The 20,432-nt window shown below is 72.6% G+C and carries 16 protein-coding genes; 11 read left to right on the plus strand and 5 right to left on the minus strand.

The features are described 5' to 3' along the window. Positions 1-61: 61 nt before the first annotated feature. On the plus strand, positions 62-1,549 hold the full coding sequence (locus ACZ6O5_RS19655; RefSeq protein ID WP_465978922.1) for an FAD-binding oxidoreductase: 1,488 nt from the start codon (positions 62-64) through the stop codon (positions 1,547-1,549). A gap of 18 nt (positions 1,550-1,567) precedes the next feature. Here ACZ6O5_RS19655 and ACZ6O5_RS19660 read toward each other — a convergent pair whose 3' ends face one another. Next, the gene (locus ACZ6O5_RS19660) at positions 1,568-3,628 is read right to left on the minus strand and encodes a SpoIIE family protein phosphatase (RefSeq protein ID WP_465978924.1); all 2,061 of its coding nucleotides are present in this window, start codon (positions 3,626-3,628) and stop codon (positions 1,568-1,570) included. Between the two features lie 180 nt (positions 3,629-3,808). On the opposite strand from ACZ6O5_RS19660, the gene ACZ6O5_RS19665 reads away from it, so the two are divergent. Together ACZ6O5_RS19665 and ACZ6O5_RS19670 are read left to right on the plus strand one after the other, a co-directional pair. Beyond that, the gene (locus tag ACZ6O5_RS19665) at positions 3,809-8,173 is read left to right on the plus strand and encodes a HAMP domain-containing protein (protein ID WP_465978926.1); all 4,365 of its coding nucleotides are present in this window, start codon (positions 3,809-3,811) and stop codon (positions 8,171-8,173) included. Beyond that, complete coding sequence (locus ACZ6O5_RS19670) at positions 8,170-8,727, plus strand: response regulator (RefSeq protein WP_465978928.1); 558 nt, start codon at positions 8,170-8,172, stop codon at positions 8,725-8,727. The genes ACZ6O5_RS19665 and ACZ6O5_RS19670 overlap by 4 nt, the downstream gene beginning before the upstream one ends. A gap of 4 nt (positions 8,728-8,731) precedes the next feature. Here the strand turns inward: ACZ6O5_RS19670 and ACZ6O5_RS19675 are convergent, their stop codons facing one another. Continuing rightward, positions 8,732-9,235 carry a GbsR/MarR family transcriptional regulator gene (locus ACZ6O5_RS19675; RefSeq protein ID WP_465978930.1) on the minus strand — a complete coding sequence of 168 codons (504 nt, stop codon included), beginning with the start codon at positions 9,233-9,235 and terminating at the stop codon, positions 8,732-8,734. Positions 9,236-9,322: 87 nt separating this feature from the next. On the opposite strand from ACZ6O5_RS19675, the gene ACZ6O5_RS19680 reads away from it, so the two are divergent. Both ACZ6O5_RS19680 and ACZ6O5_RS19685 read left to right on the plus strand, forming a co-directional pair. After that, complete coding sequence (locus ACZ6O5_RS19680; protein WP_281943694.1) at positions 9,323-10,225, plus strand: ABC transporter ATP-binding protein; 903 nt, start codon at positions 9,323-9,325, stop codon at positions 10,223-10,225. Next, complete coding sequence (locus tag ACZ6O5_RS19685; RefSeq protein WP_465978932.1) at positions 10,222-11,814, plus strand: ABC transporter permease; 1,593 nt, start codon at positions 10,222-10,224, stop codon at positions 11,812-11,814. Before ACZ6O5_RS19680 ends, ACZ6O5_RS19685 begins: the two co-directional genes overlap by 4 nt. Before the next feature lie 87 nt (positions 11,815-11,901). Here the strand turns inward: ACZ6O5_RS19685 and ACZ6O5_RS19690 are convergent, their stop codons facing one another. After that, entirely contained in the window at positions 11,902-12,219 is a 318-nt protein-coding gene (locus ACZ6O5_RS19690; RefSeq protein ID WP_465978934.1) for an STAS domain-containing protein, read from the minus strand. A 213-nt stretch (positions 12,220-12,432) separates the two neighbouring features. On the opposite strand from ACZ6O5_RS19690, the gene hemL reads away from it, so the two are divergent. The 6 genes from hemL to ccsB all read left to right on the plus strand — a co-directional run bounded on the left by hemL (position 12,433) and on the right by ccsB (position 18,564). Beyond that, complete coding sequence (gene hemL, locus ACZ6O5_RS19695) at positions 12,433-13,773, plus strand: glutamate-1-semialdehyde 2,1-aminomutase (RefSeq protein ID WP_465978936.1); 1,341 nt, start codon at positions 12,433-12,435, stop codon at positions 13,771-13,773. Between the two features lie 118 nt (positions 13,774-13,891). Then, positions 13,892-14,539 (plus strand): histidine phosphatase family protein, encoded by a 648-nt coding sequence (locus ACZ6O5_RS19700; protein ID WP_281943686.1) that lies wholly within the window; start codon positions 13,892-13,894, stop codon positions 14,537-14,539. After that, positions 14,539-15,114 (plus strand): TlpA family protein disulfide reductase, encoded by a 576-nt coding sequence (locus ACZ6O5_RS19705; RefSeq protein WP_465978938.1) that lies wholly within the window; start codon positions 14,539-14,541, stop codon positions 15,112-15,114. Before ACZ6O5_RS19700 ends, ACZ6O5_RS19705 begins: the two co-directional genes overlap by 1 nt. After that, positions 15,114-15,968: a cytochrome c biogenesis CcdA family protein gene (locus tag ACZ6O5_RS19710; protein ID WP_465978940.1), complete on the plus strand. Its 855-nt coding sequence runs from the start codon at positions 15,114-15,116 to the stop codon at positions 15,966-15,968. The genes ACZ6O5_RS19705 and ACZ6O5_RS19710 overlap by 1 nt, the downstream gene beginning before the upstream one ends. Continuing rightward, positions 15,968-17,587, plus strand: coding sequence for a cytochrome c biogenesis protein ResB (gene resB, locus ACZ6O5_RS19715; RefSeq protein WP_465978942.1), 1,620 nt, complete (start codon positions 15,968-15,970; stop codon positions 17,585-17,587). Before ACZ6O5_RS19710 ends, resB begins: the two co-directional genes overlap by 1 nt. Then, the gene (ccsB, locus tag ACZ6O5_RS19720; protein ID WP_465978944.1) at positions 17,587-18,564 is read left to right on the plus strand and encodes a c-type cytochrome biogenesis protein CcsB; all 978 of its coding nucleotides are present in this window, start codon (positions 17,587-17,589) and stop codon (positions 18,562-18,564) included. Before resB ends, ccsB begins: the two co-directional genes overlap by 1 nt. Before the next feature lie 40 nt (positions 18,565-18,604). Here the strand turns inward: ccsB and ACZ6O5_RS19725 are convergent, their stop codons facing one another. Together ACZ6O5_RS19725 and ACZ6O5_RS19730 are read right to left on the minus strand one after the other, a co-directional pair. Then, complete coding sequence (locus ACZ6O5_RS19725; protein ID WP_465978946.1) at positions 18,605-19,936, minus strand: hypothetical protein; 1,332 nt, start codon at positions 19,934-19,936, stop codon at positions 18,605-18,607. Next, positions 19,936-20,301: a hypothetical protein gene (locus ACZ6O5_RS19730; protein ID WP_465978948.1), complete on the minus strand. Its 366-nt coding sequence runs from the start codon at positions 20,299-20,301 to the stop codon at positions 19,936-19,938. The genes ACZ6O5_RS19725 and ACZ6O5_RS19730 overlap by 1 nt, the downstream gene beginning before the upstream one ends. Positions 20,302-20,432: the final 131 nt, after the last annotated feature.

Raw genomic sequence — 20,432 nt, forward strand, 5'->3', positions numbered from 1 at the left:
CGCGCCGCGCGAAGCCCGCGACGCGCCGCCAGCATTTTCGAACATGTGTACGATTGCCGCCATGGCGGCTGCTGCGCGTTCCACCGACCGACCCGGAGCCCTTGAGATCACCCGGAAGCTGGCCGAGATCTGCGGCCGTCCGTTCGCCCGTTTCGCCGGCCCGGCCGACGAGGTGGCCGGCCGCACCGCCCGCTGGGTGGCCGTGCCGGGCGGCCCGCGTGCCGCCGCCGAGGTGCTCCGGCTGGCGGCGGCGCACGACCTGACCGTGGTGCCGCGCGGCGCCGGCACGAAGATCGACTGGGGTGCCGCCCCGGGCCGGGTCGACATCATGCTCGACACCGGCCGGCTGGCCGGCGTCTGGCACGAGCCGAGGGACGCCGCGGTGGCCGAGATCGGCGCCGGCACGCCGCTGCGTGCCGTCCAGGCCACGCTGGGCCGCACCGGCCGGCGGCTCCCGGTCGACGCGCCCTCGCCGGGGGCGACGCTGGGCGGGGTGCTCGCCGCCGACGAGGCCGGCCCGTTGCGCCACCGGCACGGCAGCCCGTGCGCGCAACTCGTCGGGGTGCGTTACCTCGACGCCGACGGCGAGCTGGTCAGCGTCGGCGAGTCCGGCACGGCACGCCTCGAACGCGCGGCCCCGACGGGCGGCTTCGACCTCGGTGGCCTCGTCGCCGTCGGTGCGGCCGGTGGTGGTCTCGGTGCCGGCGGCCCGGTTGCCGGTGGTGGTGACGCGGTCCTCGGGTCCGGTGGCCTGCCGGGGCTGGACGTGGCCCGGCTGCTCTGCGGCTCGCAGGGCGGCCTCGGCGTGCTGGTCTCGGCCACCATGCGGGTGCACGCGGCACCGGCCGGCCGGGTCTGGGTGTCCCGCCCGCTCTGGTCGCCGCTGGAGTTGCCCGACCTGGTCCGCGCGGTGCAGGCCGCCGGGGTCGATCCGGCGGCCGTCGAGCTGGACCTGCCGGTCCCGATCCCCCTGCCCCGCCGCCGGATCCCCGCCAGCCATCCCTCGGTGGTCGGCCGCCCCGACCATCCGGCGGTCACCGGGCGGCCGGCGGTGGGCAGCCTGGTGGTGCTGCTGGAGGGCGGCCCGTCCGACGTGGCGGGACGCGCCGAGCGACTGACCGCCGTGCTCGGCGGTGAGGCCGTGGTCAACCGCCACGCGCCCGAGTGGTGGGGCCGTTATCCGTTCGCCCCGGGCGACACCGCGCTGCGCATCGACCTGCCCGCCACCGACCTGCACGCCGCGGTCTACGCGCTGCGCGACGCCGCCGGCACCCCGATGCCGGTGCGCGGCTCCGCCGGGATCGGCTCCGCGTACGCCGCCCTGCCCGGGTCGCTGGCACCCGAGCGGGTCGCCTCGATCCTCACCGCGGTCCGCAGCGTGCTGATCGCCCGGCAGGGCCGGTGCGTGGTGGTGGCGGCGCCGGCCCCGGTGCGCCGCAGCGTCGACCTCTGGGGCGAGCTGCCCGCGCTGCCGCGACTGCGCAGCGCCAAGGCGCACCTGGATCCGCACCGTCGGCTGGCCCCCGGCCGCCTCCCCGGCGGCCTCTGACCCGAGCCGCGTGGGCGATCAGGGGATGTCGTTGCGGAGCACCAGGACGGCGATGTCGTCGCGCGGCGGCTCGGCGGAGAACGCGATGGTGGCGGCGCGCAGGCGGGCGGCGACCACGTCGGCGGAATAGCCGGCCAGCGGCGCCGCGGACTCACGCAGCCGCTCGGTGCCGAACAGCTCCCGGCCGCGCCGCCGCTCGGTCACCCCGTCGGTGTAGAAGATGAGCGCGTCGCCCGGCTTGAGCGCCAGCTCGGCCGTCGGGGTGGTGATGGCGTCGAGCAGGCCGAGCGCGGTGCCGCTGGCGCCGACGAACGTCGCGCCGCCACCGCCGTGCAGCAGCACCGGCCGGTCGTGGCCGGCCAGGTGCAGGGAGACGTCGAGCTGGTCGCCGTCGCCGGGTGTGACCGCCGCCAGCGCGAGCGTGCAGTAGCGCCCGCCGCCCCGCTCGACGAGCGTCTCGTTGAGTCGGCCGAGCACCTCCGGCAGCGGCTTGCCGTCGCCCACCAGCACCCGGATCACGTCGCGGACCAGGCCGGTCACGGCGGCGGCCTGCACGCCCTTGCCGGAGACGTCCCCGACCACCACCAGCCAGCGACCGTCCGGCAGCGGCACCACGTCGTAGAAGTCGCCGCCGACCTCGGCGTCGTCGCCGGTCGGGACGTACTCGGCGGCGAAGCCGATGCCCTCGACCACCGGCAGCACCGGCGGCAGCAGCGACTGCTGGAGCGTCTGCGCGACCCGGCGACGCTCGGCGTGGATGCGGGCGTTCTCGATGGCGAGCGCGGCCCGCCGGGCCACGTCCTCCAGCACCGAGACCTCGTCGGGGTCGTGCCGGTGCCGCTGGTGGCGGCCCACGGCGAGCGTGCCGAGCCGCTGCCCGCGGGCGATCAACGGGACGGCGAAGCCCTCCATCGGCCCGCCCAGCGGCACCTGCGTCTGGCTGCGGGACGCCTCGCGCAGCCGGGACTGGATCGAGTCCGGGCCGGCCTCGACGAGGACCCGGTGCAGGTGGGGCAGCATCGCCTCGTCGGCGTGGCTGGACGCGGCGAGACGCAGCCGCCCCCATTCGTCGGTGGTGTGCACCGCGCACCACTGGCCGAGCCGGGGCACCACGAGCTGCGGCACGAGCGCCATGGTCAGCTCGACGTCGAGCGACTGGGCGAGCAGCTCGCTCGCCTCGGCGAGGAAGGTCAGCCAGGCGGACCGGCGGACGTCGGCGCGACGCAGCCGGTCGTTCTCCAGGTGCAGCGACAGCCGCTCGGCGGCCAGCACCGCGAGCGGCCGGGCGTACGCCGAGGGCGCCGCGTCCAGCTCCAGCTCGCCGGCGTACGGGCGGTGCACGGCGAGCGGGACGCGCAGCAGCTCGTTGCCCTCCCGGGGGGCCCGGCCGTAGCGGGCGAACACCTGGGTGCCCTGCCCGTCCCCGCGGTCCAGTCGGACCGTGCCGCCGGCCGCGCCCACCATCTCGCCGACCCGGGTCAGGAGCCCGGCGGCGAACTCGGGCAGCGGATCGTCGGCGTACGCGTCGGGGGTGGTCTGCATCAGCTCGCTCATCGCCGCGGCGCTCGGCGTGCCCTGGTCCGGGCGTTCCGTGCCGGCCCGGGCCGGTGCGGCGGACAGCCGGGCGGGCCCACCCCGACCGGGCCGGTCCAGGCGGAACCAGACGCCCTTGCCGGTCGGGAGGTACGTGGTGCCCCACCGGCTGGCGAAGTGGTCGACGAGCAGCAGGCCACGACCGCGCGCGGCCACCTCGGTGATGTCGGCGGTGGTGTTGCGCACGCCGACGACCAGTTCGTCGACCGGGCCGGAGGCGAAGTCGGTGACGGTGACCGTGAACCCGGCGGGGTCGGCCTCGACCTCGATGTCCAGTTCGGTGCGGGCGTGCTCGACCGCGTTGGTGGTCAGCTCGGTGGTGAGCAGCAGCGCCTCGTTGAGCAGTTCGGGCAGGCCGGCTTCGAGGAGCATGGCCCGCACCAGCGCCCGGGCCGCCGCGGGGGTGCGCCGGTCGGCGGGGAGGCGGACGCGGCGGACGTGCTCGTCCGCGCCGCCGCCGTGGGCCGGCCCCGCATCCGCTGCCACCTCCGTATCCTCTACCGCCGCCACCCCGGCTGCCAACCACCCCGCCCGAACCCGGAATCTCGGGCGGATACCGTCCGTGACGCGCCCCCGCCCGCCGTGACCTCGACGGATCGCGCGGCAGAATGATGGGATGGCCGCGTGTCGGCACGAGCCGGTGGGCCCCGAGCTGAGCGAGGAATGATGACCACGGCGAAACAGTCGGTGAGCGCGGATCCGTCCGCCACCGACCACGAGGCGCTCCTCGGCGAGCTGGTCGAGGCGTTGCAGCGGGTGGCTCGCGGCGACCTCCGGGTCCGCCTGCCGCGTCGGGCGGGGCGCTCCGGCGAGGTGGCCGACGCGTTCAACGACGTGGTGTCGCTCCAGGAACGGCAGCAGCTGGACCTGCGCCGGATCAGCCGGATCGTCGGCCGGGACGGCCGGCTGACCGAGCGCCTCGACGACGAGGGCCTGGAGGGCTCCTGGGCGGAGGGGCAGCGGGCGGTCAACTCGCTGATCGACGACCTGGGCCGGCCGGCCACCGAGATCGCCCGGGTCATCGTGGCGGTGGCCGACGGCGACCTGTCCCAGCACATGGCGTTGGAGATCGACGGGCGCCCGCTGCGCGGTGAGTACCTGCGGATCGGCCGGACCGTGAACACCATGGTCGACCAGCTCTCGTCGTTCGCCGACGAGGTGACGCGGGTGGCCCGTGAGGTGGGCACCGAGGGCAAGCTCGGCGGCCAGGCCGACGTGCGCGGCGTCGCCGGCACCTGGAAAGACCTCACCGACTCGGTGAACACCATGGCGTCGAACCTGACCGGCCAGGTGCGGTCGATCTCCCAGGTGGCGACCGCGGTGGCGAAGGGTGACCTGTCGCAGAAGATCACCGTCGGCGCGCGCGGCGAGGTGGCCGAGCTGGCGGACACCATGAACTCGCTCACCGACACGCTGCGGCTGTTCGCCGAGCAGGTGACCCGGGTGGCGCGTGAGGTGGGCACCGAGGGCAAGCTGGGCGGGCAGGCGCAGGTGCCGGGCGTGGCCGGCACGTGGAAGGACCTGACCGACAACGTCAACTCGATGGCGTCGAACCTGACCTCCCAGGTCCGCAACATCGCCCAGGTCTCCACGGCGGTGGCGAAGGGCGACCTCAGTCAGAAGATCACGGTGGCGGCGCAGGGCGAGATCCTGGAGCTGAAGGACACCGTGAACACGATGGTGGACCAGCTCTCGTCGTTCGCCGACGAGGTGACGCGGGTGGCCCGCGAGGTCGGCATCGAGGGCAAGCTCGGCGGCCAGGCCCAGGTACGCGGCGTCTCCGGCACCTGGCGCGACCTCACCGAGAACGTCAACCAGCTCGCCGGCAACCTGACCAGCCAGGTCCGGAACATCTCCCAGGTGTCGACCGCGGTGGCGAAGGGCGACCTGGGCCAGAAGATCACGGTGGACGCGCAGGGCGAGATCCTGGAGCTGAAGAACACCGTGAACACGATGGTCGACCAGCTCTCGTCGTTCGCCGACGAGGTGACGCGGGTGGCGCGTGAGGTGGGCACCGAGGGCAAGCTGGGTGGTCAGGCGCAGGTGAAGGGCGTCTCCGGCACCTGGCGCGACCTGACCGACAACGTGAACTCGATGGCGTCGAACCTGACCTCCCAGGTCCGCAACATCGCGTCGGTCACCACGGCGGTGGCGAAGGGCGACCTGTCGCAGAAGATCACCGTGGACGCCCGGGGCGAGATCCTGGAGCTGAAGTCCACGGTGAACACGATGGTGGACCAGCTCTCGTCGTTCGCGGACGAGGTGACGCGGGTGGCGCGTGAGGTGGGCACCGAGGGCAAGCTCGGCGGTCAGGCCCAGGTACGCGGCGTGGCCGGCACCTGGCGGGACCTCACCGACAACGTGAACTCGATGGCGTCCAACCTGACCGCCCAGGTGCGGAACATCGCCCAGGTCTCCACCGCGGTCGCCAAGGGCGACCTGTCGCAGAAGATCACGGTGGACGCGCAGGGCGAGATCCTGGAGCTGAAGTCCACGGTGAACACGATGGTCGACCAGCTCTCGTCGTTCGCGGACGAGGTGACGCGGGTGGCGCGTGAGGTGGGCACCGAGGGCAAGCTGGGTGGTCAGGCGCAGGTGAAGGGCGTCTCCGGCACCTGGCGCGACCTGACCGACAACGTGAACTCGATGGGGTCGAACCTGACCAGTCAGGTCCGCAACATCGCGTCGGTGACCACGGCGGTGGCGCGGGGCGACCTGGGTCAGAAGATCACGGTGGACGCGCAGGGCGAGATCCTGGAGCTGAAGAACACCGTGAACACGATGGTGGACCAGCTCTCGTCGTTCGCCGACGAGGTGACGCGGGTGGCCCGTGAGGTGGGCACCGAGGGCAAGCTGGGCGGTCAGGCGCAGGTGAAGGGCGTCTCCGGCACCTGGCGCGACCTCACCGAGAACGTCAACCAGCTCGCCTCGACCCTGACCACGCAGTTGCGCGCCATCGCGCAGGTCTCCACGTCGGTGACCCGGGGCGACCTGACCCAGCGGATCAACGTGAAGGCGCAGGGCGAGGTCGCCGAGCTGAAGGACAACATCAACCAGATGATCGTCACCCTCCGGGAGACGACCAAGAAGAACGCCGAGCAGGGCTGGCTCGACTCCAACCTGGCCCGCATCGGTGGCCTGCTCCAGGGTCAGCGGGACCTGGGCGAGGTCTGCCGCATGATCATGATGGAGGTGACCCCGCTGGTCGACGCGCAGCTCGGCGCGTTCTTCCTGGCGGACAGCTCCGAGGGCAGCATGCGGCTGCGGCTCACCGCCTCGTACGGCTACGTGGCCCGGGGCCACGACGTCACGTTCGGCCCGGGCGAGGGGCTGGTCGGGCAGGCCGCGCTGTCCCGCCGGACGATCCGGGTCAAGGCGCAGCCGGGCGGCCGGCTGGTGGTCCGCTCCGGGCTGGCCGACACGCCCCCGGCCGACCTGGTGGTGCTGCCGGTGCTGTTCGAGGGGGAGCTGCTCGGCGTGATCGAGTTCGCCGGCGTGACCACCTTCTCCGAGCTGCACCTGTCGTTCCTGGAGCGGCTGGTGCTGACCATCGGCGTCGCGGTCAACACCATCCAGGCCAACCGGCGTACGGAGGAGCTGCTGGCGCAGTCGCAGCGGCTGGCGCACGAGATGCAGGACCAGTCGGCGGAGTTGCAGCGCACCAACGCCGAGCTGGAGGACAAGGCGAAGCTGCTGTCGGAGCAGAAGGCCAACATCGAGACGCAGAACCGGGAGATCGAGCTGGCCCGGCTCGGCCTGGAGGAGAAGGCGCAGCAGCTCACCCGCGCGTCGGCGTACAAGTCGGAGTTCCTGGCCAACATGAGCCACGAGCTGCGGACGCCGCTGAACTCGCTGCTGCTGCTGGCGCGGTTGCTGGCGGAGAACCCGGAGCGGAACCTCAGCGCGAAGCAGATCGAGTTCGCCCGGACCATCCACGGCGCCGGGTCCGACCTGCTGTCGCTGATCGACGACATCCTGGACCTCTCCAAGATCGAGGCGGGCCGGATGGACGTGGAGCCGGCCGAGATCCAGTTTGCCGAGATCCGCGGCTACGTCGAGCAGGCGTTCGCGCCGCAGGCCGAGGAGAAGGGGCTCGACTTCCAGGTGCGGGTCAGCCGGGAACTGCCGCCGGCTCTGGTCACCGACGCCCAGCGGTTGCAGCAGATCCTGCGCAACCTGCTGTCGAACGCGGTGAAGTTCACCGACAACGGCGCGGTGACGCTGCGCATCGGGCCGGCCGCCGAGAACGCGGTCTTCGACGTGCCGGCGCTGACCAACGCGCAGCGGGTCATCGCATTCACCGTGATCGACACCGGGATCGGCGTCTCGGACGACAAGCTCTCGCTGATCTTCGAGGCGTTCCAGCAGGCCGACGGCACCACCAGCCGGCGCTACGGCGGCACCGGGCTCGGCCTGTCGATCAGCCGGGACCTGGCCCGCCTGCTCGGTGGCACGATCACCGTGTCGTCCGCGCCCGGGCAGGGGTCGACGTTCACGCTCTTCGTACCGGATGTGCTGGCGCCGGACGCGGTGGTGGCGCCCGCGCCGCCGTCGCCGAGCCGCGCGGGCCTGCCGTCGTCGCTGCTCATGCCGATGGAGCTGCCGCAGCCGCAGGAGACGCCGGCGACCCGGCGGCTGGACGGCGTGACCGTCCTGATCATCGACGACGACGTCCGGAACGTGTTCGCGCTGACCTCCGCGTTGGAACTGCACGGGATGACCGTGTTGTACTCGGACAACGGGGTGGACGGGGTGCGCCAGCTCGCCGAGCATCCGGAGGTGGACATCGTGCTGATGGACGCGATGATGCCGGATCAGGACGGCTACGAGACGACCGCGCAGATCCGCCGCAACCACCGGTTCGCGGACCTGCCGGTCGTGTTCCTGACCGCGAAGGCGATGCCCGGCGACCGGGAGTCGGCGCTCGCGGCCGGCGGCAGCGACTACATCACCAAGCCGGTGGACCTGGACGAGCTGATCGGGCTGATGGCGTCCTGGATCGGCCGCAGCAAAGGCGAGGAGAACGCGTGACGCAGACGGCCAAGGCGCTGCTGGTGGACGACCGGCGGGAGAACCTGATGGCGTTGGAGGCCATTCTCCAGGGGCTCCCGGTGCAGTCGGTCGCGGTGGAGAGCGGTGAGGCCGCGCTCAAGCAGTTGCTGGTGGACGACTTCGCGGTGATCCTGCTCGACGCCCAGATGCCGGACATGGACGGCTTCGAGACCGCCACCCACATCAAGCGGCGGGAGCGCACCCGGCACGTACCGATCATCTTCCTCACCGCGGCGGACAAGGACGCCCAGCTCGCGCTGCGTGGCTACGCGGTCGGTGCGGTCGACTACCTGACCAAGCCGTTCGATCCGTGGGTGCTGCGGGCCAAGGTGACCGTCTTCGTCGAGCTGTGGGTGAAGACGCGGCAGCTCGCCGCCCAGGCGGACCTGGTGCGGGAGCGGGACCTCCAGTGGCGGCGCCTCGCCGAGGCGGTGGACGCCGCGACCGCGCTGTTGCGCGCCGACGACGACCCGGCGGCCCGGGAGCGGGCGGCGGACCTGCTGGAGCAGGCCCGCTGGGGCAACACCCGCTGAACGGTCAGCCGCCGGCCGGGCCGCCGTGCCCGGTCGCGGCACGCCGGGCCCGCCACCGGTCGCCGAGCGACTCCACCTCTTCCTGTACGAAGAGGAAGAAGTCCCGCATCTCGGCGACCCGTTCGCCGGCCGGCGTGCCCCGCCCGCGCAACGCGTCGACGCCACCCCCGGCGATGTCGATGAAGTTCTTGTAGAGGTTGGTCTTGGTGATGGTCGCCTCGTACCAGGGGTTGTCCGGCATCCGGTAGCGGTCGCGCCGGGAGCCCTTCACCGGTTCGCGGACCAGCATGGCGAACTGGGTGAGGTAGCGGACCGCGCCGCTCACGGCCGCCGCGCTGACGCCCAGTCGGGCGGCGATCTCGGCGGCGGTCAGCGGGTCGTCGGCGCTCATCACGGTGAACAGGACCCGGGCGGCCATCCGGGGGAAGCCCACGTCGGCGAAGGCCATCGCCATCCGCTCGACGAAGAGGTGGACCTCTTCCTCGTCGTACGCGGGGGGCTGGCTCATGGTCTTCTCCTCGGCGGTCATCTCCGTGATCGTCTCTCACCTCTCACTGTCTTCACAAGTTTCTGAAACGAGCGTAGCTTCCGAAGTATGGAAAACACCATTGAGGTGTCCGGCCTGGTGAAGACGTTCGGCCGGACCCGGGCGCTCGACGGACTCGACCTGAGCGTCCGCACCGGTGAGGTGCACGGCTTCCTGGGCCCCAACGGCTCTGGCAAGTCGACCACCATCCGGGTGCTGCTCGGCCTGCTGCGGGCGGACGCGGGGGCCGTCCGACTGCTCGACGGCGACCCCTGGCGGGACGCGGTGGCCCTGCACCGCCGCCTCGCCTACGTGCCCGGCGACGTCACGCTCTGGCCCAACCTCAGCGGCGGTGAGGTGATCGACCTGCTCGGCCGGATGCGCGGCGGGCTCGACCCGAGGCGCCGCGCCGAGCTGCTGGAGTCGTTCGAGCTGGACCCGCGCAAGAAGGGCCGGACCTACTCCAAGGGCAACCGGCAGAAGGTCGGCCTAGTGGCCGCGCTCGCCTCCGACGTCGAGCTGCTCATCCTCGACGAGCCGACCTCCGGGCTCGACCCGCTGATGGAGGAGGTGTTCCAGCACTGGGTCCGCCGGGCCCGCCACGACGGTCGCACCGTGCTGCTCTCCAGCCACATCCTGGCCGAGGTGGAGGCGCTCTGCGACCGGGTCACCATCATCCGGGCCGGTCGCGCGGTGGAGTCCGGCACGCTCGGCGACCTGCGTCACCTGCACCGCACCGCGATCGACGCCGAGGTCACCGCCCCGCTCGACGGGCTGGCCGACCTGCCCGGCGTGCACGACCTGCGGGTGGACGGGCACCGGGTGCGCTTCGACGTGGACGCCGCCGCGCTGGACGCCGCGCTGCGCCGCCTCACCGAGCTGGGCGTCCGCAGCCTGGTCAGCACCCCGCCGACACTTGAGGAGCTGTTCCTGCGGCACTACGAGACCGCGCCCGAGAAGGTCGCCTCATGAGCGCGCTCACCGGGACCCGTCACCTGGCCCGGCTGATCCTGCGCCGGGACCGCGTCCTGCTGCCGCTCTGGGTGCTGGTCCTCGCCGTGCTGCCGATGTCGTACGCGACCAGCTTCTTCGAGCTGTTCCCCACCGCCGCCGAGCGGGCCGCGTACACCGAGGGGACCGCCCGCAACCCGTCCATCGTCGCGCTGCTCGGCCCGGTCTACGGCGACAGCGTCGGCGCGCTGACCGCCCAGCGCAGCGGGTTCCTGCTGGTGATCGTGGCGCTGGCCAGCCTGCTCACGGTGATCCGGCACACCCGCACCGAGGAGGAGGCCGGCCGGCGGGAGCTGCTCGGCGGCAGCGTGCTCGGCCGGTACGCCGGGCTGACCGCAGCGCTGCTCGTCACGTACGCCGCCGACCTGCTGCTCGGGCTGCTCACCGCCGCCGGGCTCGCCTCGACCGGGCTGCCGGCGGCCGGCTCCTGGGCGTACGGCCTGGCCGCGGCGTCGACCGGGATGGTCTTCGCCACGCTCGGCGGGCTGGCCGCGCAGCTCACCGAGACCGCCGGCGGGGCGCGGGGCATCGGCCTCGCCGGCCTCGGCGTCGCGTTCGCGCTGCGCCTGGTCGGGGACACCGCCGGTAACGACTGGCCGAGCTGGCTGTCGCCGCTGGGCTGGGCGGCCCGGGTGCGGGCGTACGAGGGGGACCGGTGGTGGGTGCTGCTGCTGCCGCTGGCCGCCACGGTGCTGCTGGCCGCGCTCGCGTACCCGGTCTCGGTCCGCCGCGACCTCGGCGCGGGCCTGCTGCCGCCCCGCCTCGGGCCGGCCACCGCCGATCGGGCGCTGTCCGGTCCGTTCGGCCTGGCCTGGCGGCTGCACCGGGGGCAGCTCCTCTGGTGGTCGGTCGGGTTCGGCCTGCTCGGGCTGATCCTGGGCGGCGCCGCCGAGGCGGCCGGCCGCTCGGTGGAGGGCAACCCGCGGCTGGAGGAGATCATGGCCCGGATCGGCGGGGCGTCCGGGCTGGCGGACGCCTACCTGGGCGCCACGCTGAGCCTGGCCGGGCTGGCCGCCGCCGGGTACGGCATCCAGGCGGCGCTGCGGATGCGCGCGGAGGAGTCCGCCGGTCGCGCCGAACCGGTGCTCGCCACCGGTACGCGCCGCTCGACGTGGCTGCTCTCGCACGTGGCGTTCGCGCTGCTCGGCCCGGTGGTGGTGCTCGCGGTGACCGGCCTGGCCACCGGCCTCACGTACGGCTTCAGCGTGGGCGACGTGCCCCGGCAGGTGGGCCGGATGCTCGGCGCGGGGCTGGCCCAGGCGCCGGCGGCCTGGGTGCTGGCCGGGCTGGCCGTGCTGCTGCACGGGCTGCTGCCCCGGTTCGCGTCGGCCGCGTGGGCGGTGCTGGCGCTCTGCGTGCTGCTCGGTCAGCTCGGCGCGGTGCTGAACCTGAACCAGTGGCTGCTGGACCTGTCCCCGTTCACGCACACCCCCCAGGTGCTGCGCGCCACCTGGACCCCCACCCCGCTGTTCCTGCTGACCGTCCTGGCCGTAATCCTGACCCTGACCGGCCTGCAAACCTTCCGCCGCCGCGACCTCCCCATCACCTGACCCGTTGATCTTGCACTTTCGGCCCCGACGTAAGGGATGAACCACCCACGTGTGGGGCCGAAAGCGCAAGATCGCGGGGAGGTCGGGTCAGCGGATCATCAGGGCGCTGCGGAGGCCGGTGATGTCGAGGACGCGGAGCAGGAAGTCGCCGACGTTGCTCAGCATCAGCACGCACTGGGCGTGGCTGGCCTTGCGGCTGAGCACCACGAGCGTGCCGAGGCCCTGTGAGTCGCAGAAGGTGACGCCGCCCAGGTCGAGCACGATGCGCGGCGGCGGATCCGCCAGCACCTCGTTGACCACCGCGGAGAGCTGGGCGGCCGTGAGCATGTCGATCTCACCGGCCAGGCGAAGCACGGCTTCGTCACCCGTCCGGTGCACGGTGATGGACAGTTCGGCACGATCCACCCGGTCAGCCTATCGCGATCCCCACCAACGGGCCCGTCGAGCGCTTCCCGCCCCACCCGCCCCGCCTCCGGGCGCACGCTGGTTCACGGAAAGAGTGGCCATGGAATGCGAGACGGCCACGCTTTCCGTGAAACCGCACGGGGGTGAGGCGGGTAACGCCCGGGGCGGGGTGCTGGTGGGGGAGGGGTTGGGCGCTGACACAATGGGGGCATCGTGACCGAGACCTTTTCCGCCGGATCCGGCCGTTACCCGGCCGACGCTCCGGCCTCCGAGGCCCTGTTCGACCGCGCCAAGGCCCTCGTGCCCGGCGGGGTCAACTCCCCTGTGCGTGCGTTCCGTGCGGTCGGCGGCACCCCACGCTTCATGGTCCGGGGGGAGGGGCCCTGGCTGTTCGACGCCGACGGGCGGCGCTACGTCGACCTGGTCTGCTCCTGGGGCCCGCTGATCCTCGGCCATGCCCACCCCGCCGTGGTGGAGGCGCTGCGCGAGGCCGCCACGCTGGGCACCAGCTTCGGCACCCCGACCCCGGGCGAGGTGGACCTCGCCGAGGAGATCGTCGCGCGGACGCCGGTCGAGCAGGTGCGCCTGGTCAACTCCGGCACCGAGGCGACCATGTCGGCGATCCGGCTGGCCCGCGGCTTCACCGGTCGCGCCAAGATCATCAAGTTCGCCGGCTGCTACCACGGCCACTCCGACGCGCTGCTCGCCGCCGCCGGCTCCGGCGTCGCCACGTTCGGGCTGCCCGACTCGCCCGGCGTGACCGGCGCGGCGGCCGGCGACACCATCGTGCTGCCCTACAACGACCTGCGCGCGGTCGAGGCCGCCTTCGCCGCCGAGGGGCCGCATATCGCGGCGGTCATCACCGAGGCGGCGGCCGGCAACATGGGCGTGATCGCGCCCCGCGACGGCTTCAACGCCGCGCTGGCCCGGATCGCCCACGCGCACGGCGCGCTGCTCATCGTCGACGAGGTGATGACCGGGTTCCGGGTCTCCCGCGCCGGCTGGCACGGCCTCGACGCCTCCGACGCCGACCTGTGGACGTACGGGAAGGTCATGGGTGGCGGCCTGCCCGCGGCGGCGTTCGGCGGGCGCGCGGAGATCATGGCGAAGCTGGCCCCGGCCGGCCCGGTCTACCAGGCCGGCACGCTGTCGGGGAACCCGCTGGCCTGCGCGGCCGGCCTGGCCACGCTGCGGCTCGCCGACGACGCGCTCTACCGTCGCCTCGACGAGACGTCCGCCGCGCTGGGCAAGCTCGCCACCGAGGCGCTTTCCGAGGCCGGCGTGCCGCACCGCCTCTCCACCGCCGGCAACATGTTCTCGATCTTCTTCACCGACGCCGACGTGCGCGACTACGACAGCGCCCGCACCCAGCAGGTGTCGGCGTTCAAGGCGTTCTTCCACGCGATGCTCGCCGGTGGCGTCTACCTTCCGCCGAGCGCGTTCGAGTCGTGGTTCGTCTCGGCGGCGATCGACGACGCCGCGTGGGACCAGATCGCCGCCGCCCTGCCGGTGGCGGCGCGGGCGGCGGCAGCGGCGGGAAGCGGGGCCCAGTGAGCGCGAGGAGTGAGCCGGGTTTGCGAGCCCCGCAGTCGCGAACGAAGGGGGCCCAGTGAGCGCGAGGAGTGAGCCGGGTTTGCGAGCCCCGCAGTCGCGAACGAAGGGGGTATAGCCAATGGCGGAGACTGTGGTGCACGTGCTGCGGCACGGCGAGGTGTACAACCCGGACGGCATCCTCTACGGCCGGCTGCCCGGTTTCCGCCTCTCCGAGCTGGGCGTGCAGATGGCCAAGGCGGCGGCCCAGGCGCTCGCCGAGCGGACCGTGGTGCACGTGGTGGCCAGCCCGCTGGAACGCGCCCAGCAGACCGCCGAGCCGATCGCGGCGCAGTTCGGCCTCTCCGTCGGCGTCGACGAGCGGCTGATCGAGAGCGCGAACTGGTTCGAGGGCAAGAAGGTCTCCCCGGGGGACGGCTCGTTCCGCGACCCGCGCAACTGGTGGGTGCTGCGCGACCCGGTCACGCCGTCCTGGGGCGAGGCGTACCAGGTGATCGCCGAGCGGATGTTCGCCGCGCTGCACGCCGCCCGGGTCGCCGCCGAGGGGCGCGAGGCGGTGCTCGTCTCGCACCAGCTCCCGATCTGGACGCTGCGCCGCTACGTCGAGCGCAAGCGGCTCTGGCACGACCCGCGCCGCCGGCAGTGCGGCCTGGCCAGCCTCACCTCGTTCCACTTCGACGGCGCCCGGATCGCCGGCATCGGCTACTCCGAGCCGGCGGCCCACCTGATCGCGATCTCGCCGACCGCCCGGACGGCCAAGGGGGCCTGATGCTCACCCGGAGGCTCGCCGCCGCCCTGCTCGCCGCCGTCACCGCCGGTACGGCGCTGGTCGGCTGCTCCTCCGGCAGCCAGGAGAGCCGGTGCGCGGCCGACGGGCTCACCGTGACCTGCGCCCCGGACCAGCGGTCCAAGACCCCGAAGGTGAGCGGTGAGCTGCTCACCGGCGAAAACTACGACGTCGCCCGCGACCGTGGGCAGGTCGTGGTGGTCAACTTCTGGGGCTCCTGGTGCGCGCCCTGCCGGGCCGAGGCGGACGACCTGGAGGCCACCTACCAGGCCACCAAGGGCGCCGGCGTGACGTTCCTCGGCATCAACGTGCAGGACAGCAAGGACAAGGCGATCGCGTTCGAGGAGGGCCGGGTCACCTACCCGAGCATCTTCGACCCGTCCAGCCGGCAGGCGCTCAACTTCGACATCCCGCCGAACAGCACCCCGGCGACCGTGGTGCTGGACCGGGACGGACGCATCGCGGTGGTGATCCGCCGCGCGGTGACCCGGGACGAGCTGCGGCCGATCGTGGAGAAGGTCGCCGCCGAGCGGCCGGCGCCGAACGGCTCCCGCTGATGGGCGAGACGTTCGCCCGGCTCGCCGCGTCCGGCCCGCTGCTGCTCGCGGTGGGCGCGGCGGCACTGGCCGGCCTGGTCAGCTTCCTGTCCCCATGCGTGCTCCCCCTGATGCCCGGCTACCTGTCGTACGTCACCGGCCTCGCCGGCGCCGACCTGGAGGGTGTAAGGAAGGGCCCCCTGTTAACGCCTCCGGTAGAGCAGGGGCCCCCTCTTAACAGCGCCGCTGGCGGCGTCGGCGTCGTGGAGCGGGCGCCGGCCCGCAGCACGGTCGCCGTCAAGGGGCGGGTGCTCGCCGGCACGCTGCTCTTCATCGCCGGCTTCACCGCCGTGTTCGTCTCCACCGCCATCCTTTTCTCCGGCGTCGGCAAGCTCTTCTTCCGGTACGAGCGCACGCTGGAGATCGTCATCGGCGCGCTGGTGGTGGTGCTCGGGCTCGGCTACCTCGGGGTGCTCCCCGGCATGCAGCGCGAGTTCCGCATCCGCGCGCTGCCCGCCGCCGGGCTGCTCGGCGCGCCGGTGCTCGGCGCGGTCTTCGCGTTGAGTTGGCTGCCCTGCACCGGGCCGACGCTCGGCGCGGTGCTCGGCCTGGCCGCCACCGAGGGCCGGGCCGACCGGGCGGTGGTGCTCGCCGTGGCGTACTGCCTCGGGCTGGGGGTACCGTTCGTCGTCTTCGGGCTGGGCTTCCAACGCCTGCTCGGGGTGTTCCGCGCCGTCCGGCGCAACAGCCGCTGGGTCACCCGCGTCGGCGGGGCCCTGCTGATCGTGATCGGCCTGGCGCTGGTCACCGGCGGCTGGACGAACGTGGTGATCTGGTTGCAGACGCACGTGGGCGTGGGTGAGGTGAGCATCTGATGACGTCCGTGGACGACCGGCCGGCCACCCCGCCGGCGGAGGCGCCCCGGCGGCGGGTCAACCCGGTGCTGGCCCTGCTGCGCAACTCGTGGCGGCAGCTCACCAGCATGCGTACCGCGCTGATCCTGCTGTTCCTGCTCGCGGTCGCCGCCATCCCCGGCTCGGTGCTGCCGCAGCGCGGGGTCAACCCGGAGAACGTCGACAAGTGGTTCGTCGACCACCCCGACCTGGCGCCCCGGCTCGACCAGATCGGCATGTTCGGCGTCTTCGGCTCGGTCTGGTTCTCCGCGATCTACGTGCTGCTGTTCACCTCGCTGATCGGCTGCATCCTGCCGCGTACCCGCGACCACGTCCGGGCGTTGCGGATGCGTCCGCCGGCCGCGCCGAAGCGGCTGGAGCGGCTGCCGCAGCACGCGGTGCTGGAGGCCCCGGCCGCCGCCGACCCGGCGGCGATCGCGGCGGTGCTGCGCCGCCGCCGATGGCGGGTCACCGTCCGTGGCAACGAGGTCTCCGCCGAGAAGGGCTACCTCAAGGAGACCGGCAACCTGCTGTTCCACACGTCGCTGATCGCCGTCCTGCTCGGGGTCGCGGTCGGTTCCTGGTACGGCTGGCACGGCAACCGCATCCTGGTCGCCGGCGCGGACAACGCGTTCTGCAACACCCGCCAGCAGTACGCCGAGGCATCGCTCGGCCCGCGGGTGGACAGCGCCGACCTGCCGCCGTTCTGCCTCACGCTGGAGAAGTTCGAGGCCGACTACCTGGACTCCGGGCAGGCGTCCCGCTTCTGGGCCACGGTCAGCGTGGACTCCCCCGGTGACCCGCCCCGCACCGCCGGCTTCTCGGTCAACTCACCGCTGCGGCTCGACGCGGCCAACGTCTACCTGCTCGGCAACGGCTACGCGCCGGTGCTGAAGTACACCGACCGGTTCGGCACCAGCCAGACCAGCGACGACCCGTTCCTGCGCACCGGTGACCCGAACGCCACCGAGGAGGGCGTGGCCGTCTTCCCGGACGCGAACGTCGACCCGAGGACCGGCACCCGGGCCCCGGACCAGCAGGTCGCCTTCGACGGGCTCTACCTGCCCACCGTCGGGGACCGCGCGCCGTACGTGGCGTCGAAGTTCCCGGCCGAGCGGGACCCGGCGCTGAACCTGACCGCCTACCGGGGCAACCTCGGGCTGGACGCCGGCATCCCCGGCTCGGTCTACCAACTCGACAAGCGGCAGGTCGACAACGGCAAGCTGAAGCAGATCGGCACGAAGCTGCTGCGGCCGGGCGAGACGTGGACCCTGGACGACGGCAGCACGCTGGAGTTCGTCGGCACCCGGCCGTACGTGACGCTGGCGATCCGGCACGCGCCCGGCCAGACGCTGCTGCTGGTGGCCAGCGGCACGCTGCTGCTCGGGCTGATGGGCTCGCTGTTCGCCCGGCGGCGGCGGGTCTGGTTCCGGGTGTCGCCCCCCGACGGTGGATCTCCGACGGGCGGTAGTAGTTTGGTGGAGGCCGGTGGGCTGCCGCGCACCGAGCACCCAGGGTTCGCCGACGAGTTCACGCAGCTCGTCGCCGCGGTCAGCGGCGGCGGGCCGGAGCAGCGGCGGGCGCGAGAAGGAGACGAGTGATGTCCGCACTCTCGGATCAGCTGGTCACGTTCGCGATCCTGACGTACCTGATCGCGATGATCAGCCACGCCGTGGAGTTCGCGCTGGGCAACGCGCGGAAGGTGGCCGTGGCCGCCCCGGCCCGCGAGCTGGTCGGCGCGGGCGTCGGCAGCACCGGGGGGACTGTAGACGCGCCGGTCGCGCCGGTCGCGCCGCCGCGTCCCGACCGTTCGGCCGCGCGGGCCGCGTTCGCCGGGCGGATCGCCACCTGGCTCACCGCGCTCGCCGCCGCGCTGCACCTGGGCGCGGTGGTCACGCGGGGCATCGCCGCCGAGCGGATGCCCTGGGGCAACATGTACGAGTTCGTGCTGACGGTCACCTGGATCGGGGTGGCCGCGTGGCTCGTGGTGCTCTGGAAGCAGCCGTCGTTGCGCCGGCTCGGGCTGTTCCTGACGCTGGTGATGGTGCTGCTGCTGGCGTTCGCCGAGCTGAAGCTCTATGTCCAGGTCGTGCCGCTGATGCCGGCGCTCCAGTCGTACTGGTTCATCATCCACGTGTCGACGATCATCTTCGCCTCGGGCATCTTCCTGCTGGGCGTGGTGCCGGCCGCCGCGTACCTGATGCGGGAAGGCTGGGAGCAGGGGCGGCGCAGCTTCCCGTACACCCTGGCCCGCCGGCTGCCGGCGGCGGCCGGGCTGGAGCGGCTGACCTTCACGACGCACGCCTTCGCGTTCCCGATCTTCACGTTCGCGGTCATCGCGGGCGCGATCTGGGCCGAGGCGGCCTGGGGTCGCGCCTGGGGCTGGGACCCGAAGGAGACCTGGGCGTTCATCTCGTGGGTGGTGTACGCCGGTTACCTGCACGCGCGGGCCACGCCGAGCGTGAAGCGCAACGTGGCCACCTGGATCGCCGTGGTGGGCTTCCTGACCATGCTGATGAACCTGTTCGGGGTCAACTTCTTCTTCACCGGCCTGCACTCGTACGCCGGGGTCAACTGACGCGGGGCCGCGGCCGGCCGGGGGTACCGACCGCGGCGGTCTAGCGTCCCGCCTCGTCCAGTTGGCGTCGGATGAGTCGTTCGGTGGCGGTGGCCCCGGTGGGTTGCAGCCCGGTGCCGGTGCCCTGTTCGGTGACGTCGATGGTGACGGCGATCCGGTCGGTGCCCGCGATGATCATTTCGAAGATCTTGTTGAAGTGGACCGGGACGTCCCGCCCGTCCTCTCCCTTGATCACGAGCTGGCTGCCCTCGGTGACCCCGTGCAGTTGCCGCATCCGCAGGCCGGTGATGTCGCGGTAGCGGAAGTCGAACGCGTCGGTGTTCGACACGATGCAGCGGATGAAGTCCCACTCGCAGGAGAACACCGAGATCCGGCTCTGCCCCAGGAGCAGGATGACGATCTTGTAGCGCGAGAAGCGCAGCACGCCGTCCTGGCCGCGCGCCTGCTGGGTGGGGGACGCCGGCCCGATGACGAGCTGCGGCTCGCAGACGAGATCGTCCAGGGCGGTGTCCAGGTGGCGCAGCGCGTGGTCCCTGATGCCGAACTTGTCGAAGTACAGCCAGAGGTCCATCTGCTCGTCGGTCGGCCTGGGCTGCGAGGCGGCCAGGTCGCGTTGGTAGGCCGACGTCAACGACGTGTACTCCTGGAAGCCCTTGACCAGCATGACCGCGCTGCCGATGCCGAGCGGCACCGCCAGGCAGCACAGCGCCGTCTCCTTCAGCGCGATCAGCAGCAGGATCAGGCCCAGCCCGGCCAGCACCCCGCCGATGATCATCATCGTCTTGGCGGTGCCGAGCAGCGGTGGATTCGGGACACGGACGAAGTAGCGGTGCACGTTCGGCCGACGCGCCTCGATCCCGGCCCGGGCCACCGCCAGCGTGGCCTGCCAGAGCGGGTCCTGCCGGCTGTCCGTGAAGGGGGTGATCTCGGCGGCGTGCACCGGGGCCACCTCGCCGAGGCCGGCCTGGAGTTCCTCCACGCTCGGCCCGTGGTCGATGCGGTCGGCGTAGTGGTCCCGTTTGAGCGCGATCCAGAGCGCGCGGACGTGGGCGGCGGTCGGCTCGATCCGGAGGGCCCGACCGAGGTGTTCGTCCACCTGGTCCATGGTCCGCTGGGCACCGCTTCCCATCCGGCTGGGCTTGCGACCGCCGAGCAGTGCGAGCGCCAGATAATAGTGCGGGTCCGCGCCGGCCGCGCCCTTGGCGATCGCCTCGGTGAAGAACTCGACCGCCTTCGGATAGAGCCCCTCCGCAATGGCACGACGGCCGTAGCCCATCAACTCGCCCGGGCTCGTGGTCATACCGGCAATGACCGTTTCGGCGTTGATCTGTGCGCCGAAGACCCGTTGGTTGCGCTGGTCGTAGCCGGCCATCAGGAGACCCCGCCGAGCGCGTTCCACACGGTCACCAGCGCGGCGCCGATGGCCGCCACGGGCGCCGCGACCTGAAGCGCCTCGGTGGCCCGGCGTACGCGGGTCGACGCCTCCGCCCGGTCGTCGCGGGCGATGCTCGCGGCGGCGACCCGCAGCTCCTCGGCGATCGCTGTACCGGCCGCCGGGTCGATGACGCCACGCTCGGTCGCCTGCGTGACGGCGGCGCGGACGGCGTCGAGTCGGTGGAGGAGCGTGGTCGGGTCGTCGTCCGGGAGCCCGGTGAACGTGGCGTCGCTCAGGTCGATCCGGTCGGCGTTGAATTGGTTGCCACGCACGGTCTGGTGTTTCTGGTCGAATGTTGCCATGCCCGTTGTCACCCGCCAATTCACGTGAGAATTGTTTCGGTGAACTGACCGAACCATTCGCCGAAGGGCATCGCAACGTCGGAAAACTTACTTGCCCGACGGCGACTGTCCACGGTGGTACGAATTGTTCA

It is taken from the genome of Micromonospora sp. NPDC049201 (assembly GCF_055586805.1).